Annotated in this window: 14 protein-coding genes and 1 riboswitch; of the genes, 4 read left to right on the top strand and 10 right to left on the bottom strand. The window is 70.0% G+C overall.

The features are described 5' to 3' along the window. Window position 1 precedes the first annotated feature (1 nt). Both EDC82_RS06720 and EDC82_RS06715 read right to left on the bottom strand, forming a co-directional pair. Window positions 2-469 (bottom strand): SRPBCC domain-containing protein, encoded by a 468-nt coding sequence (locus EDC82_RS06720; protein ID WP_160126199.1) that lies wholly within the window; start codon window positions 467-469, stop codon window positions 2-4. 178 nt (window positions 470-647) lie between these two features. Then, complete coding sequence (locus EDC82_RS06715; RefSeq protein ID WP_131940964.1) at window positions 648-1,076, bottom strand: OsmC family protein; 429 nt, start codon at window positions 1,074-1,076, stop codon at window positions 648-650. Window positions 1,077-1,105: 29 nt separating this feature from the next. On the opposite strand from EDC82_RS06715, the gene EDC82_RS06710 reads away from it, so the two are divergent. From EDC82_RS06710 to EDC82_RS06695, 4 genes are all read left to right on the top strand, one after another. After that, a complete protein-coding gene (locus EDC82_RS06710) occupies window positions 1,106-1,741 on the top strand; it encodes a histidine phosphatase family protein (RefSeq protein ID WP_115296254.1) in 636 nt (211 codons plus the stop codon). Between the two features lie 110 nt (window positions 1,742-1,851). Then, window positions 1,852-3,045, top strand: a complete 1,194-nt coding sequence (locus EDC82_RS06705) for an exonuclease SbcCD subunit D (protein ID WP_131940962.1) — start codon at window positions 1,852-1,854, stop codon at window positions 3,043-3,045. After that, a complete protein-coding gene (locus tag EDC82_RS06700) occupies window positions 3,042-6,638 on the top strand; it encodes an AAA family ATPase (RefSeq protein WP_131940960.1) in 3,597 nt (1,198 codons plus the stop codon). The genes EDC82_RS06705 and EDC82_RS06700 overlap by 4 nt, the downstream gene beginning before the upstream one ends. 26 nt (window positions 6,639-6,664) lie before the next feature. Further along, a complete protein-coding gene (locus tag EDC82_RS06695; protein WP_074039533.1) occupies window positions 6,665-7,918 on the top strand; it encodes a pyridoxal phosphate-dependent aminotransferase in 1,254 nt (417 codons plus the stop codon). Window positions 7,919-8,004: 86 nt separating this feature from the next. Here EDC82_RS06695 and gcvP read toward each other — a convergent pair whose 3' ends face one another. The 8 genes from gcvP to EDC82_RS06655 form a co-directional block, all read right to left on the bottom strand. Further along, window positions 8,005-10,872, bottom strand: coding sequence for an aminomethyl-transferring glycine dehydrogenase (gene gcvP, locus EDC82_RS06690; RefSeq protein ID WP_131940958.1), 2,868 nt, complete (start codon window positions 10,870-10,872; stop codon window positions 8,005-8,007). Between the two features lie 86 nt (window positions 10,873-10,958). After that, window positions 10,959-11,055: riboswitch (glycine riboswitch) on the bottom strand. 68 nt (window positions 11,056-11,123) lie between these two features. Further along, on the bottom strand, window positions 11,124-11,705 hold the full coding sequence (locus tag EDC82_RS06685) for a MerR family transcriptional regulator (protein ID WP_006943345.1): 582 nt from the start codon (window positions 11,703-11,705) through the stop codon (window positions 11,124-11,126). A 223-nt stretch (window positions 11,706-11,928) separates the two neighbouring features. After that, window positions 11,929-12,432, bottom strand: coding sequence for a bifunctional nuclease family protein (locus tag EDC82_RS06680; RefSeq protein WP_050786398.1), 504 nt, complete (start codon window positions 12,430-12,432; stop codon window positions 11,929-11,931). 43 nt (window positions 12,433-12,475) lie between these two features. Next, window positions 12,476-13,153 (bottom strand): MerR family transcriptional regulator, encoded by a 678-nt coding sequence (locus EDC82_RS06675; protein ID WP_131940956.1) that lies wholly within the window; start codon window positions 13,151-13,153, stop codon window positions 12,476-12,478. Window positions 13,154-13,164: 11 nt separating this feature from the next. After that, window positions 13,165-13,611, bottom strand: a complete 447-nt coding sequence (locus EDC82_RS06670) for an FHA domain-containing protein (protein WP_040014173.1) — start codon at window positions 13,609-13,611, stop codon at window positions 13,165-13,167. Between the two features lie 142 nt (window positions 13,612-13,753). Next, window positions 13,754-14,143 (bottom strand): glycine cleavage system protein GcvH, encoded by a 390-nt coding sequence (gene gcvH / locus EDC82_RS06665; protein WP_006943367.1) that lies wholly within the window; start codon window positions 14,141-14,143, stop codon window positions 13,754-13,756. Window positions 14,144-14,189: 46 nt separating this feature from the next. Beyond that, window positions 14,190-15,026 carry a DUF881 domain-containing protein gene (locus EDC82_RS06660; protein WP_131940954.1) on the bottom strand — a complete coding sequence of 279 codons (837 nt, stop codon included), beginning with the start codon at window positions 15,024-15,026 and terminating at the stop codon, window positions 14,190-14,192. After that, entirely contained in the window at window positions 15,023-15,355 is a 333-nt protein-coding gene (locus tag EDC82_RS06655) for a small basic family protein (RefSeq protein WP_006943348.1), read from the bottom strand. The genes EDC82_RS06660 and EDC82_RS06655 overlap by 4 nt, the downstream gene beginning before the upstream one ends. Between the last annotated feature and the right edge of the window lie 14 nt (window positions 15,356-15,369).

Genomic DNA, 15,369 nt, shown 5'->3' with positions numbered 1-15,369 from the left:
CTCAGGCTACGCCGCGCGGATCACGCGCCGCCACCCTGATCCCCCGCGCGTGACGGCGGGTGTGGGCGACGAACTCGGCGAGGATGAGCGGCCAGTCGCCGTACCGGGCGCGCGCGCCTGCGTTGTCGTCGTCCCAACCGTCGTGCTCGAAGGTGACGCGGGTGCCCCATTCGCTGTCGCTGAACCGGACGCTGACGCGGCTCGGATGACGATGCTCGCCGCGGCGCCAGCAGTCGAAGACGATCGACGAGCGCAGGTCGACGCTGACGACCTCGCCCCACGCGCGATCCTCGCCGCCGATTCGGAAGCTGACGGTCCCGCCCGGACGGGCCTCGATGACGACGCCCGCATGACGCGCGGGGTCAGGCGTCTGCAGCGGCGGCCACCACTGGCCGATCTCGCCGACGAACAGGTAGAACGCGGCCGCCGGCGGCACCGGGACGTCATGGGTGAGCGTGATCTTGTCCACCGACGCATCTCCCTGGCTCTCGACAGCAGCCCGCACACTATGGCACGGGCGACGAGGTCGGATGGGGATTCGCACCCACCCGATACGCAGGGTCCGATTCGTGGGACGACGCGCGGCAAGAACGCGTCCGGGCAGCGGGTCCGGGGACAGCGTCAGGGCGCCGCCGCCACCGCGGCCGTCAGTCGGCGACGTGCATCCTCACCTCGGTGGGCAGCACGACCGTGCGGCTGACGGTGCACAGCTTCTCGTGGGACAACTCGACCGTCTCCGGGTAGACCTTGCGCGCGGCGTCGCCGGCGTCGCCCTCGGGAAAACGGACGGTGAACGTCACGTCGATCGGGCCCATGTGGTTGCCCTGCTCGTCGCGCACCTTGTCGCCCTCGGCGACGACGTCGAACTGCGTCGGCTCGCTGCGGCGCGTGGTGAAGATGTCGACGTCGATGGCGCTGCACCCGGCGATCGCGGTGAGCAACAGCTCGACGGGTGTGAAGTCGGTGTCGTCACCCGAGCCGAACTCGAGGGTGCCGCCGCGCGCGTTCGTCGCGACGAAGCGTCCAGCGCTCGTGCGGGAGATGCTGACGCTGCGGTGGGGGTCGTTGGCGCTCATACGCCCATCGTGCCACTAGGCTGCCAGGCGTGCCCGACGCAGCCAGCCCCAACGCCCCCCGCCCCGACTCCGGACGCCTCGTGCTCGTGCGCCACGGCGAGACGCAGTGGTCACGTGACGGGCGCCACACCGGCACCACGGATCTGCCGTTGCTGCCCGCCGGGGAGGCCGTCGCGCGGGCGGCCGGGCAGGCGCTCGCCGGACACCACTTCGTCGCGGAGTTCGTCTCCCCGCTGCTGCGCGCGCGGCGCACGGCCGAACTCATCGGGCTGCAGAACCTCGAGATCGACGACGACCTGCGCGAGTGGGACTACGGCGGCTACGAGGGCAAGTCGACGCCGCAGATCCGTGAGGAGGTCGGGTACGACTGGGAGATCTTCGCCGACGGCGTCATCCCTGGCGAGACCCCGGGTGAGACGGTCGAGGACGTCGCCGCGCGCGCCTCGCACGTGCTCGCACGGGTGCATCCGCTGCTGGAGCAGGGCGACGTCATCCTCGTCGCCCACGGGCACCTGCTGCGCATCCTCGCCGCCGCGTACCTGCGTCAGCAGCCGCGCTTCGCGGCGTCGCTGCAGCTCGACGCCGGCGCCGTGTGCGCCCTCGACACGCACCACGGAATCCCGACCATCGCCTCGTGGAACACGACGCACCTGCCGTCGGTCTGAGGTCGTACCTGCGTTCTGTGCCCTGGTCGCACGAGCTGTGTGACGTCGATTCAGGCTGCTTCTTCCGCGGGATTCCGCGATTGTCGGCGCTCACCTCTAGCGTGTGAGGCATGCGCATCCTGCACACGTCCGACTGGCACCTGGGCCGCTCGTTCCACGGCGAGGGCCTCGGTGAGGCTCACTCCGCCTACTTCGACCATCTCGTCGACCTCGCGCGCGACGAGCAGGTCGACGCCGTCCTCGTCGCCGGAGACGTGTACGACCGGGCGCTGCCCAACCCGCGCACCGTCGAACTGCTCGACGACGCCCTGTGGCGGTTGCTCGACACCGGCGCTCGCGTCGTCGTCACCTCCGGCAACCACGACTCGGCGTCCCGGCTCAACTTCGGCTCGCGCATCATGGAGCATGCGGGTCTGCACATCCGCGCCGCCTATGAGGGCATCACCCGGCCGGTGGCGGTGCCGCGGCGCGGCAGCGACGAGATCGCCGGTCACGTCGTCGCGCTGCCCTACCTCGAACCGTCGGTAGCTGCGGGCGTGTTCGGCCTCGATGAGGGAACGCATCGGGCGGTGCTGAGCGAGGCGGTCGCGCGCTCGCGAGCCCAGGTGCCTGACAACGGCGCGCCCGTCGTCGCGATGGCGCACGCGTACTTCGCCGGGGCGACGACGAGCGACTCAGAGCGCGACATCAGCGTCGGTGGCCTCGGCCAGGTACCCACGTCCGTCGTGTCAGGCTTCGACTACGCCGCGCTCGGGCACCTGCACGGCCCGCAGACGCTCGAAGAGCACGTGCGCTACAGCGGCAGCCCCGTCGCGATGTCGTTCAGCGAGGCAGGCCACACGAAGGGCACGTGGCTCATCGACGTCACACGTGGTGCCGCGCGTGGGGAATTCATCCAGGCGCCCGTGCACCGCCCGCTCGCGACGCTCGTCGGCGAACTCGACGACCTGCTCGCCGAGCCCGCACTCGCCCATGCCGAGGCGGCTTGGTGCCAGGTGACGCTGACCGATGAGATTCGGCCGGCCGCGGCGATGGATCGGCTGCGAGCCCGCTTCCCGCACACCCTGCGGCTCTCCTTCGAATCGGCCCGCAAGGATGATGCGCCGCTCACGTACGCCGAGCGCCTCGCCGGGCGCGACGACGTCGAGCTGTGCTGCGACTTCCTCGCCCACGTGCGCGGGGGACGCGGTCCCAACGCGACTGAACGCACCGCCATCGGCCACGCCGTCGCCGCGGCGAACCGCCACGACGCCGAGACCATGCGCGACGACGGCTCGATGTTCGACCTGGAGGCCCTGCGATGAGATTGCACTCGCTCACCCTCGAGGCGTTCGGGCCCTTCCCCGGGCGCGAGCACATCGACTTCGACGCCCTCGATCAGGGCATCCTGCTCATCAACGGTCCCACCGGCTCCGGCAAGAGCTCGCTGCTCGACGCCATCGCGTTCGCGCTGTTCGGCGACGTGCCCGGCGCCCGCAAGTCGCTGCGTCAGAGCCTGCGCAGCCACCACGCCGAACCGTTCGCCGAGCCGCGCGTCGAGCTCGAGTTCAGCGTCGGACGCACCCGCTGGCGGGTGCAGCGCACCCCCCAGTGGGAGGCGCCCAAACGCCGCGGCACGGGCACGACGACGCGTCAGGCGTCGGTGCTTCTCAGCCAGTGGCGCGACAACGCATGGCATCTCGTCTCGCAGCGCATCGACGAGGCCGCGGACATGATGAGCGACACCCTGGGCATGCGACTCGAGCAGTTCGCGCAGGTGGTGCTGCTGCCACAGGGCGAGTTCGCTCAATTCCTGCGCGCCAAGCCGGAAGATCGTCGCATCCTGCTCGAACGCCTCTTCGACGTCAGCCGGTTCGACGCCGTCGAGACGTGGTTCACGGAGGCGAAGAATCAGCGTGCCCGCGGGCGCGACGCGTCACTCGAACGCATCCGCAGCCACCTGACGATCATCGACGACGCGCTCGCCCGCCTCGACGAGCCCCTCGAGGCGCCGTTCGACGTCAGCGTCGATGCGCCGAGCGCCGACGCCGTCAGCGCGGACGTACCGGAGCTACCCGAGCGTCTGCGCGCCGTCGTCCGTGAGGTCACCGAACGCCGCGACGCTCTCGAGCACGCGGCGCGCACCAGTGAGGTGCGCGCGCGACGTGCGAGCCGTGCCGCCGACGACGAAGCCGCCCGCACCCTGCTGCGCGCACGCGCCCAGGAGGCGGCGGATGTCATCGCCGAATGGCCCGCCGACCGGCTGGCTTCGGTGCGCCGCACCCTCGACGACGCGGCGTCTGTGGCCGGGGCGCTGAGGCTGCACGCGCGCGCCGGCGCCGCGGCTGCGGATGCCGAACGCGCGGTGGAGGCCGTCACGCGGGCCGAGACGGCGCTGCGCGAACGGGGCGTGCACGTGCCCGAGAGTGGCTGGCCCTCCCCCGAGCTCACCGACGGCTGGTTCGAGGCGGTGAGTGACGCGCTGCGTCACGCCGAGTCGAGCGCACGCGATGTGGCATCGGCGCAGACGCGCGAGGTTCGTGCAGTGGCGCAGCTGCAGGACGCCGAGGCGCGGCTCGCCGAGGCCCAGGCGGCGACCACGCGGGCCGAAGGGGCCGTGACGCGCGCCGGCGAGCAGCATGACCAGGTCGCGACGCTCGTGGCGACGCTGCCTGACCCGTCAGATGCGCGGGCTGCCCTGGCGCGACTGAGCCGTGAGGCGGCGCGTCGCCCTGAGCTGGCCCACGCCCTCGCGAAGGCTGAGGCACGCGAGACCGAAGCCGTACGCGCCCACGCGGCGGCGGAGCGCGAAGTGCTGCGGCTGCGCGAGGCGCGCCTGGCCGGCATCGCGGGGGAACTGGGTGCAGCTCTCGCACCTGACGAACCGTGCCCCGTGTGCGGTTCAGCCACGCATCCGAGCCCGGCGAGCCCCGCCGATGACGCTCCCGGCGCGGAGCAGATCGAGCAGGCCGAGCAGCGGGCCGGCGAGGCCGACGCGGCCCGGCTGCGCGCCGGCGCCTCCGCGAGCGCGGCCCGTGAACGCCTGAGGCACCTCGACGAGGCCGTGACCGCGCATCACGACGAACTGCGCGTCGCGGTCGAGGCGCTCGCCGACGATCTGTCGACGGCACGCGCGCACGATGACCCGGCGCAGCTGCGTCACCTCGACCACGTCGAGACCACCGCGCGCCGTCTGGGCCATGCCGACGCGCTGAGGACGTGGCTCAGCACCGATGATGATGACGACGCACGAAAGGACGTCGTCCTGGCGGCCGACGTTCCGGGCGACAACGGCACGCCGGCCGGCGACGTACAGAACCACGATGCTTCGCTTGACGGTGGCGCCCAAGCCGACGATGAGCGGAACGACGATGCACCGGCCGAAGACGCGCGGGCCGGCGAGGCTTTGGCCGACGCCGTCACGCGCGCGCTCACCGACCTCACGACGACGGCCGCTGCACTGTCTGCCGAAGCAACCCAAGCACGCGCGGCGCTCTCGAGCGCAGAAGCCGCCCACACGAAGGCACTTTCCGCGCTGAGCGCGGCCGAGGAGCGTTGCGTGGGAGCGCAGAGCGCCGTTGGTGAGGCTCGAACTGCCACGGAGCACGCGCTCGGCGTCCTCACCACTGCGCTGCAGGCGGTCCCGTCGGCCACCCTGGCCGCTCTCGGCGTCGATTGGCCGCCGCGCAGCGCGGCCTCCGGGACGGGTTCGTACCAGTCGCAGCAGCCGTCGAGCCCGGCGGCGGGCTCGACGCCGCCGGGGTCGCTGATGCCGGCGCAACGCATGGAGGCAGTCGCCGACGGGCTCGGCGCGCGCGCCGAGGTGGCGAAAGACCAGCCCGGCTCCCCCGCACCGCTCGAGCCGTCGCTCGTCGCGGCGGCGCTGGCGGCCGTCACCGAGCGTCGACGCCTCATCGATGACGTCGAGCGCGCCCAGCGCGACGCTCAGCACGCGGAGCAGGCCGCCAGCAGTGCCGCCCAGGCCGTGGCGGACGAACTCGCCGTCGCCGGACACGACACGATCGAACAGGCGCGCGCACTGGCCCTGCCCGAGGACGAGCGCGCCCGCCTCGACGCCACCTGGAACGACGCCGTCCGCCGGGTCGCCGCGGCACAGACGAGCCTCGAGGACGAGCAGGTGCGCATCGCAGCCTTCACCCCGGCCGCCGATCCGGCGCGGCTCACCCAGCGTGCCGAGGTGCTGACCCGCCGGGCCCAAGAGGCCACGACGGTCGCCGTCAAGTGGCAGCAGACTCAGGCCGTGCTCGACTCGGTGCGCCACCAGGTGGCCGACGCCGTCCGCACCTATCTGCCGATGGCCGAGCGCGCCGCGGAGACGGCCGAACTCGCTGCGAGCTTCACCGGCACCGGCGAGAACACCCGCCGCATGCGGCTGACGAGCTACGTGCTCGCGGCGCACCTCGAGACGGTCACGCAGATGGCCAACGAACGTCTGGCGACGATGACGGACGGGCGCTACCAGCTGCGCTACACCGACGAACGAGCCAAGGGCAACCAGCGCAGCGGCCTCGGGCTGCTCGTCGTCGACGCGTGGACGGGGCGCTCACGCGACACCGCCACGCTCTCAGGCGGCGAGGCGTTCATGGCCTCCCTCGCCCTCGCACTCGGCCTCGGCGATGCCGTGCGCGCCGACTCAGGCGGCCTGGAACTGCACACGCTGTTCGTCGACGAGGGGTTCGGCAGCCTCGATCAGGACACGCTCGAGCAGGTCATGGAAGTGCTTGACTCGCTGCGAGAGGGCGGACGGCTCGTCGGCGTCGTCAGCCACGTCACCGAACTGCGCGCCCGCATCCCCACGCACGTCGAGGTCGTCAAGACCTCCGAGGGCTCGAGCGTGCGGACGACGTCCGCGCCGGGGCACGCCGCCGTCCCGAATGCCGTGTCTACCACGCCCTGAGCGACGCGGTGTGAAAACCTGTGCTCATGCGTGCGATCCGACAGTCGAACAAGCTCCAGAACGTCCGCTACGACGTGCGTGGCCCGATCCTGGAGGAGGCGCAGCGGCTCGAGGCCGAGGGTCACAAGATCCTGAAGCTCAACATCGGCAACACGGCGCCGTTCGGATTCGAGGCGCCGGAGGCGATCCTCGCGGACATGAAGCACCACCTGCACCACGCGCAGGGCTACAGCGACAGCCGCGGCATCTATTCGGCGCGCACGGCCGTCGCGCAGTACTACCAGAGCCGCGGCCTCAAGGACACGCAGGTCGAGGACGTCTACATCGGCAACGGCGTCTCCGAGCTCATCACGATGGTGCTGCAGGCGTTCGTCGACGACGGCAACGAGATCCTCGTGCCCGCCCCCGACTATCCGCTGTGGACCGGTGCGGTCTCCCTCACCGGCGGTACGCCCGTGCACTACCTGTGCGACGAGGAGAACGGCTGGAACCCGGATCTGGCGGACATCGAGTCGAAGATCACCGAGAACACCCACGCCATCGTCATCATCAATCCGAACAACCCCACGGGCGCCGTCTACTCCGAGGATGTCGTGCGCGGCCTCGTCGACATCGCGCGCCGCCACGACCTCGTCGTCATGGCCGACGAGATCTACGAGAAGATCCTGTTCGAGGACGCTGTGCACCACCACGCCGCGACGTTCGCGGGCGACGACGTCCTGTGCCTCACCTTCAGCGGCCTGTCCAAGGCCTACCGCGTGTGCGGTTACCGCGCCGGCTGGGTCATGATCTCCGGGCCGAAGCACCTCGCCGAGGACTTCCTCGAGGGTCTGACGCTGCTCGCCAACATGCGCATGTGCGCCAACGTGCCCGCGCAGCACGCCATCCAGACCGCGCTCGGCGGCTACCAGTCGATCAACGAGCTCATCGGGCCCGACGGCCGCTTCTACGAACAATCGATGCTGGCCTGGCGAATGCTCAACGAGATCCCCGGCGTCAGCTGCGTCAAGCCGATGGGCTCGCTCTACACCTTCCCGCGCCTCGACCCCGAGATCTACCCGATCGACAACGACCAGGACTTCGTCATCGACCTCCTGCGGGCCAAGAAGATCCTCGTCACGCACGGCACGGGCTTCAACTGGGTCGCCCCCGACCACTTCCGACTCGTCACGCTGCCCGACGTCGACGTGCTCGAAGAGGCCATCGGACGCATCGCCGACTTCCTCGAGGACTACCGCCACCGCGCCGGCACCGGCGACCTCGTGCCCGAACGCGCCTGACGGCAGCAGACGACGAACGGCCGCTCACCCCGAGGGTGAGCGGCCGTTCGTCGCGGCGCTGTCAGCAGCGGCGCATCAGCTCCTCATCAGCCTTCGTAAGCCTCGGGCGCCGGGCAGGAGCAGATGAGGTTGCGGTCGCCGTACGCACCGTCGATGCGGCGAACGGGCGCCCAGTACTTGCTGCGCGGGTCGGTCGAGCCCGGGTAGACGGCGTCGCGACGCTCGTACGGGTGCTCCCAGTCGCTCGTCAACGACTCCGCGGTGTGCGGCGCGTGACGCAGGGCCGACTCGTCGGCGGCGACCTTGCCGTCGATGACGTCCTGGATCTCGGCGCGGATGGCGAGCATCGCGTCGACGAAGCGGTCGAGCTCCTCGAGCGACTCGGACTCCGTCGGCTCGACCATGAGCGTGCCCGCGACGGGGAAGCTCATCGTCGGGGCGTGGAAGCCGTAGTCGATGAGGCGCTTGGCGACGTCGTCGACGGTGATGCCCGACTCCTTCGTCAGCGGACGCAGGTCGAGGATGCACTCGTGCGCGACGAGACCGTCGGAACCCGCGTAGAGCACCGGGTAGGCCTCGCGCAGACGCTTCGCGACGTAGTTGGCGTTGACGACGGCCATCTGCGTCGCCTTCGTCAGCCCCTCGCCGCCCATGAGACGCACGTACGCCCACGAGATCGGCAGGATGCTCGCCGAGCCGAACGGCGCCGCCGAGATCGGGCCGACGCCCGTGGCGGGACCGGCCTCCGCGAACAGCGGGTGGTTCGGCAGGTGCGGCGCGAGGTGCTCACGCACCGCGACCGGGCCGACGCCGGGGCCACCGCCGCCGTGCGGGATGCAGAACGTCTTGTGCAGGTTGAGGTGCGACACGTCGCCGCCGAACTTGCCCGGCTGAGCGAGCCCCACCATCGCGTTGAGGTTGGCGCCGTCGACGTACACCTGGCCACCGGCCTCGTGGACGAGGCTGCAGATCTCGGTGATCGTGTCCTCGAACACACCGTGTGTCGAGGGGTAGGTGATCATGATGGCCGCGAGGTTCTCGCCGTGCTCCTTGAGCTTGGCCTTGAAGTCGTCGAGGTCGACCTCACCCGAGGCGGCCGTCTTGACGACGACGACCTTGAGGCCCGCCATGACGGCCGACGCCGCGTTCGTGCCGTGCGCCGAGGCGGGGATGAGGCAGATGTTGCGATGCCCCTCACCGTTCGCCTCGTGGTAGGCGTGGATCGCGAGCAAGCCGGCGAACTCACCCTGCGAGCCGGCGTTCGGCTGCAACGAGATGTCGTCGTAGCCGGTGATCTCGCACAGCCAGCCCTCGAGGTCGGCGATGAGCTCGCGGATGCCCTCGTTCTGGTTGGCGGGCGCGAACGGGTGCAAGTGAGCGAACTCGGGCCACGTCACCGCTTCCATCTCGGTCGTGGCGTTGAGCTTCATCGTGCACGAACCGAGTGGGATCATGCCGCGATCGAGCGCGTAGTCGCGGTCGGCGAGGCGACGCAGGTAGCGCAGCATCGCGGTCTCGCTGTGGTGGCTGTTGAACACCGGGTGCGTGAGGTATTCCTCCGTGCGCTCGATCTCCTTCGGCCACGCTGTGTTCTCCGCCGCCTCACGGGCGCGGAAGCCCCATGCGGCGCCGAGCGCGTCGAGCTCGTCCTCGCTCGTCGTCTCGTCGACGCTGACGTAGACGGTGTCGTCATCGGCCTTCCACACGTTGACGCCGTGCTCGAGGGCCGAGTCGACGAGCGACTGGGCGCGACCCTCGGCGCGCACCGCGAGGGTGTCGAAGAACGTGTCGTGCTCGACCTCGAGGCCGGCCTTCGGCAGCGCCGTCGCGAGGCGGCGAGCGGTCTCGTGGACACGCTCGGCGATCGCCTTCAGCCCCTGAGGGCCGTGGTAGACGGCGTACATCGACGCCATGACGGCGAGCAACACCTGGGCGGTGCAGATGTTCGACGTCGCCTTTTCGCGGCGGATGTGCTGCTCACGCGTCTGCAGCGCGAGGCGGTACGCCTGGTTGCCGTCCGCGTCCACCGAGACGCCGACGAGGCGACCTGGCATGTTGCGCTCCAGCCCGGAGCGGACGGCCATGAATCCGGCGTGCGGGCCACCGAAACCCATCGGGACTCCGAAGCGCTGCGAGCTGCCGACGGCGACGTCGGCTCCCCACGAACCGGGCGAGGCGAGCAGCGTCAGCGCGAGCAGGTCCGTCGCGGCGGTGATGAGGGCGCCGTGCTCGTGCGCGGCGTCGGCGAGCTTCTTCCACGCGACGATCTGACCGTCCGCCGCCGGGTACTGGACGACGACGCCGAACACGCTGCGACCACCGGCCGCCTCGACGAGGGCCTCGGGCGAGTCGACACCGCGCAGGTCGGCGACGATGACGTCGAGCCCGAGCGGCGTCGCGCGGGTCTGCGTCACGGCGATGCTCTGCGGCATGACCTTCGCGTCGACCAGGAGCACCGCATCCTTGGGCGCCTTGCTGACGCGGCGCATCAGCGTCATCGCCTCGGCGACGGCGGTCGCCTCGTCGAGCAGCGACGAACCGGCCGTCGCGAGCCCTGTGAGGTCGATGACGACGGTCTGGAAGTTGAGCAGCGCCTCGAGGCGGCCCTGGCTGATCTCCGGCTGGTACGGCGTGTAGGCGGTGTACCAGGCCGGGTTCTCGAGGATGTTGCGCTTGATGACGCCCGGGGTGTGCGTGCCGTAGTAGCCGAGGCCGATCATCGAGGTGAGCACTGCGTTGCGCGACGCCTTCTCCCGCAACTCGGCGAGGACGGCGGCCTCCGACGGCGCGGCGTCGAGGGCGAGGGGGCGCTGCTGCGCGATCGTCTGCGGCACCGCACGCGCGATGAGATCGTCGAGCGAGCTCGCACCGATCGTTTCGAGCATGTGGTCGAGATCGTCGTCGCCGGGGCCGATGTGGCGGGCGACGAAGGGGGCGAGCGATTCGCTGGTCATGGAGGACTCCCGTGACACGTCGTGGGTGACGGCCAGCCGTTTGGCTGGCTACTCCCCCTCTGTCACACGCACGCGCTCCAGAGTTGCTTCACCTGGACGGTCCACTTCGCCTGAGAGGTTGCGGGGAGGCTTGCCCCTTCGGCGCCCGTGCTCGCGGCAACAGGTCTCTCCCGCCAGGTTCGACAGCGAACACCACAGTACCCGACACCCCTCGCGGGTATCGGGTACTCGAACGGACGAAAAGAGGCGGGTCAGCCGGCCTTCTTCGCGACGCGACGGCGGCGCAACTCGTCGCCGGGGTGCTCGGCCATCTCGGTGGCGTCGGGGCGCTCGCTCGGCAGTTCGGCGAGGGTGCCCTCGACCTCGCGCCAGACCGAACCGAGCGCGATGCCGAACACACCCTGGCCGCCGCGCAGCAAGTCGATGACCTGGTCGTCGCTCGTGCACTCGTACACGGACGCGCCATCGGACATCAGCGTGATGCCCGCCAGCTCGCGCACGCCGTGGTCGCGTAGCGCCGCGACGGCGACCCGGATCTGCTGCAAGGAGACACCCGCGTCGAGCAGGCGCTTGATGACCTTGAGGACGAGGACGTCGCGGAACGAGTACAGACGCTGGTGGCCGGAGCCGCTGACGTTGCGCACCGACGGCTCGAGCAGACCCGTGCGGGCCCAGTAGTCGAGCTGACGGTAGGTGACGCCCGCCGCGCGGCAGGCGGCGGGGCCGCGGTAGCCGAGCGTAGCGTCGTCGAGCGCTGCGGTACGGCTGACATCCGCATCGAGCGGCGCATGAACCTGCTTCTGCGATTCGTGCGCCTTGCCGGTGCTGACCACGGCGACCTCCTGGAAGAACAAAGACGTGAGCACGTGCAGCACGCCCTCTTGACTCCCTCAACGGTACGGGCGCGGGTCGCGCCGGGCAACGATTCGACACGCGACACGCCGGAAAGATTTCCCGTCATGACGCGCCATCACGGTCTGATCACGAACATTCACGTTCGAGTCGACGGTGAGTTCCACCCCTGCGCTACAGCTCAACGTTAAGTTGAGGGTTAACTCATTCGCCCGGTTCCTCGAAGTCGTCGGCGCTCACCTGGTCGAGGAATTCGCGGAATTTCTCGACCTCTTCCTCCTGCTCGTCGGCCACCTCGAGCCCAGCGGCGGTGACGACGGCGTCATCGACGAGGATCGGCGTCTGGGCGCGCACGGCGAGGGCCACGGCATCACTCGCGCGCGCATCGACGCGGCCGCCGTCGTCGAAGACGAGGCTCGCCTCGAAGACGTCGTCGACGAGACGCGAGATCTCGACGTGGTCGAGGGCGCGACCGGAGGCGGCGGCGACGTCGAGGAGCAGATCGTGCGTCAGCGGGCGGGGCGCTTCGACGCCCTCGGCGTACAGGGCGATGATGGAGGCCTCGGACGAACCGATCCACAATGGGACGTGGATGGGGCCCGATTCGATCCGCAGCAGCAGCACGGGGCTTGCGGTGGGGACGTCCATGCGGATTCCGGCGATCTCAGCGCGTTTCACGACGACCACGCTACTCCGTCGACGCCGCATCGGCGCGTGCCGGTCGCTCGCGCTCGGGGCGTGGCGAGCACCGTCAGTGACGCAGGCCGGCCTTGACGAGCGCGACGTGCAGCGCGAGAGCGCGCTGAGCGATCGTCACGCGTTGCGTCGTGTCACGCAGCGGCACCTGCTCCACGAGACCGACCTCACGGTCGGCGGCGAGGCGGAACGGACGCAGGTGACGGGCCTGCACACCGAACTCAGCGAGCCCGGCAGCAGCTGTCGCGACGGCGAGTGCGTCGGCGTCGAAGTGACCACCGGAATCAGCGCGGATGAGGCCGAAGGTCACGAGGTCGTCGATGAGCGAGGTGCTCGCCTGAGCCCCACGGGCCAGTTCGTCGCGCGTCAGCGACAGGTTCTCGCGGGGCGCGGCCGTGAGCTGTTCCTCGCTCGGGACGTCTTCGTCGACGTGTTGAGCGGGGACGGCGGGCACGGCAGTCGCCATGACGTCCTCGTCCGGGGTGAGACCGCGATCGTAGGCGTCGAGGGCGTCACGGATGACCTTGAGCGGCCAGAAGCGGTCACGCTGCGCGCGCAGCACGAAGCGGAGGCGGTCGATGTCCTCGTGTGAGTAGCGGCGGTAGCCCGAATCGGAGCGCTTCGGCGAAACGAGCCCCTGCGCGTCGAGGAAACGGACCTTGGAGACGGTGAGGTCGGGAAACTCCTCGCGCAGTTCCTCGAGAACACCGCTGATCGTGAGACCGTGCGCCATGCGTGAAACCCTCAGGCCTTCGTCGGGGCCGCGTAGTAGGTGAGACGGTACTTGCCGATCATGACCTCGTCACCGGTGCGCAGCTTCGCCTGGTCGACGAGCTGACGCGCGACGTACGTGCCGTTGAGCGAGCCGATGTCCTGCACGCTGTAGCCATCCTCGTCACGCACGAAGATCGCGTGACGTCGCGAGACGGTGATGTCGTCGAGGAAGATGTCGCTCTTCGGGTGACGCCCGGCGCTGACCTCGGCGGCGTCGAGCAGGAAGCGCGCCCCGGCGTTGGGGCCGCTGAGGGCGATGAGCAGGGCGGTGTTCGGGCGCAACGCCTCGACCATGGCCTGGTCGGCGGGCGACAGGCTGCGCGGCGCCTCCGTCGACAAGGTCGCAGCGGCCTCGTGCGAGCCGGGGACGCCGATCGTCGTGGCGTCACCGACGTAGGTGTTCTGCTCGTCAACCATGGTGTGCACCCCCGCGCCGCGACGACGCCGTTCGTGGATCTCGCCTCAGCCGCGAAGGGCTGGAGGGCTCGGAATTGTTGGTCAGAATACCGTCACCCGGCGATCGTCGTGCAATCGCCGGGTGATCTGGTCCTCGAGGAGCTCAGTCGAGCGAGGCGCGGTAGGCCTCGACGTCCATGAGGGCCTCGACGGCGGAGGCGTCGGAGACGCGGATCTCGAACATCCAACCCGACTCGTACGGGTCGGTGTTGACCGTGCCCGGCTCGGCGTCGAGGGTGTCGTTGACGGCGACGATCTCGCCGTCGAGCGGGGAGTACAGGTCGCTGACCGACTTCGTCGACTCGACCTCGCCGCACGACTCACCGGCGGTGACGGTGTCGCCGACGGCCGGCAGGCTGACGTAGACGACGTCACCGAGAGCGTCCTGGGCGTACGACGTGATGCCGACGCGCACTGTGCCCTCGCCCTTGTCGGCCACCCACTCGTGGTCCTCGGTGTAGCGCAGGTCGGCGGGGTACTGAAGATCGCTCATGACTCTCCTTGGTTGGTCGTCGTGGTGTCGGCGAACACGGTGGGGTTCACTTCGCCCCGGCGATCGAGGTGATCTTGTTCGTGGCGCCCTCGGTGACCTTAACCCGGGCGCCTGCTTGTGTCAGCGTATCCGTCACACCACCCGGAATGGCCATTGCGGTGCTCATCGTGTGCGGATCGCCGATGGCCGTGATCGTGAACGTCGAGGGCAGCTTGTCGCCCTGCACGCCGGCCGATCCGTCGACGTCCGAGAACCACGTCGAGGCGATGACGCGGTGACCGCCGACGTCGATCGACTCGGCGCCCGCGTCCCGCAGTTCCTGCACGGCGTCGAGCACGTTCGCGGACGTCACCTTCTCACCGCCGTCGACGCTGATCGTGATGCCGGGGCCGCTGACGGCGACGCTGCCGTTGAGGATGCGCATCTGGTCGAGTCGCTTCTGTGCGTCCTCGACGGCGGCGCGGTCACCGCCGGAGGCGAGCTTCGACTTGCTCTCACGCAGGCCGCCCAGCTCCGTCTCGAGGCGCGCCGACTGATCCTGCACGGTCGACAGCAGCGCCACGAGGTCGGACTGCGACAGGTTGTCCAGGCCGGACTTCTCGTGCTGACGCACCTGCGTCATGACGGCGAAGCCCAGCCCGAGCGCGAGCACGGACGCCGCGAGCGTCCCGACGCCGGTGCCGGGGCCGCCGAACGCGAACCGCTTCCACGGACGGTGGTGCGCCTGGGGAGGCGAGCCCGCGTCTGAGGAGTTCTCGCCCGAGGGGTTCTCGGGCCGAGGCTCGGACCCGTGCGGGGCCTGAGCGTCGAGCTGCCCCTCGGGCGTCGTCTCACGCGGGGTCGCGGGCTCGTCAGCAGGTGTGCGCATGCCGGAGGCGCTCATGCCTTGAAGATGTGACGACGGATTGAGGCGACGTTCGTGAAGATGCGCAAGCCGAGAACGACGACGACACCCGTCGACAGCTGACTGCCGACGCCGAGCTGGTCGCCGAGGAAGACGATGAACGCTGCGACGACGACGTTCGACAGGAACGACACGACGAAGACCTTGTCGTCGAAGATGCCGTCGAGCGCCGCGCGCAGACCACCGAACAGCGCATCGAGCGCGGCGATGACGGCGATCGGCAGGTACGGCTGCATCCACACGGGGACGTCGGGGTGCAGCCACAGCCCGAGGGCGAGGCCGACTGCGAGTCCGATGGCAGGTAACAACGTGTTCTCCTCGG

This window comes from Dermacoccus sp. SAI-028 (assembly GCF_004346775.1).
Lineage (GTDB): Bacteria > Actinomycetota > Actinomycetes > Actinomycetales > Dermatophilaceae > Dermacoccus > Dermacoccus nishinomiyaensis.
This window is presented reverse-complemented; position numbering and strand designations above follow the sequence as displayed.

Bases quoted from the DNA above. Each gene is read 5' to 3' on its own strand.
- EDC82_RS06705 (WP_131940962.1), top strand. From the start codon at position 1,852: ATGCGCATCCTGCACACGTCCGACTGGCACCTGGGCCGCTCGTTCCAC.
- EDC82_RS06675 (WP_131940956.1), bottom strand. From the start codon at position 13,153: ATGGCGCACGGTCTCACGATCAGCGGTGTTCTCGAGGAACTGCGCGAG.
- gcvH (WP_006943367.1), bottom strand. From the start codon at position 14,143: ATGAGCGATCTTCAGTACCCCGCCGACCTGCGCTACACCGAGGACCAC.
- EDC82_RS06695 (WP_074039533.1), top strand. From the start codon at position 6,665: ATGCGTGCGATCCGACAGTCGAACAAGCTCCAGAACGTCCGCTACGAC.
- EDC82_RS06700 (WP_131940960.1), top strand. From the start codon at position 3,042: ATGAGATTGCACTCGCTCACCCTCGAGGCGTTCGGGCCCTTCCCCGGG.
- EDC82_RS06715 (WP_131940964.1), bottom strand. From the start codon at position 1,076: ATGAGCGCCAACGACCCCCACCGCAGCGTCAGCATCTCCCGCACGAGC.
- EDC82_RS06660 (WP_131940954.1), bottom strand. From the start codon at position 15,026: ATGAGCGCCTCCGGCATGCGCACACCTGCTGACGAGCCCGCGACCCCG.
- EDC82_RS06670 (WP_040014173.1), bottom strand. From the start codon at position 13,611: ATGGTTGACGAGCAGAACACCTACGTCGGTGACGCCACGACGATCGGC.
- EDC82_RS06680 (WP_050786398.1), bottom strand. From the start codon at position 12,432: ATGCGGCGTCGACGGAGTAGCGTGGTCGTCGTGAAACGCGCTGAGATC.
- gcvP (WP_131940958.1), bottom strand. From the start codon at position 10,872: ATGACCAGCGAATCGCTCGCCCCCTTCGTCGCCCGCCACATCGGCCCC.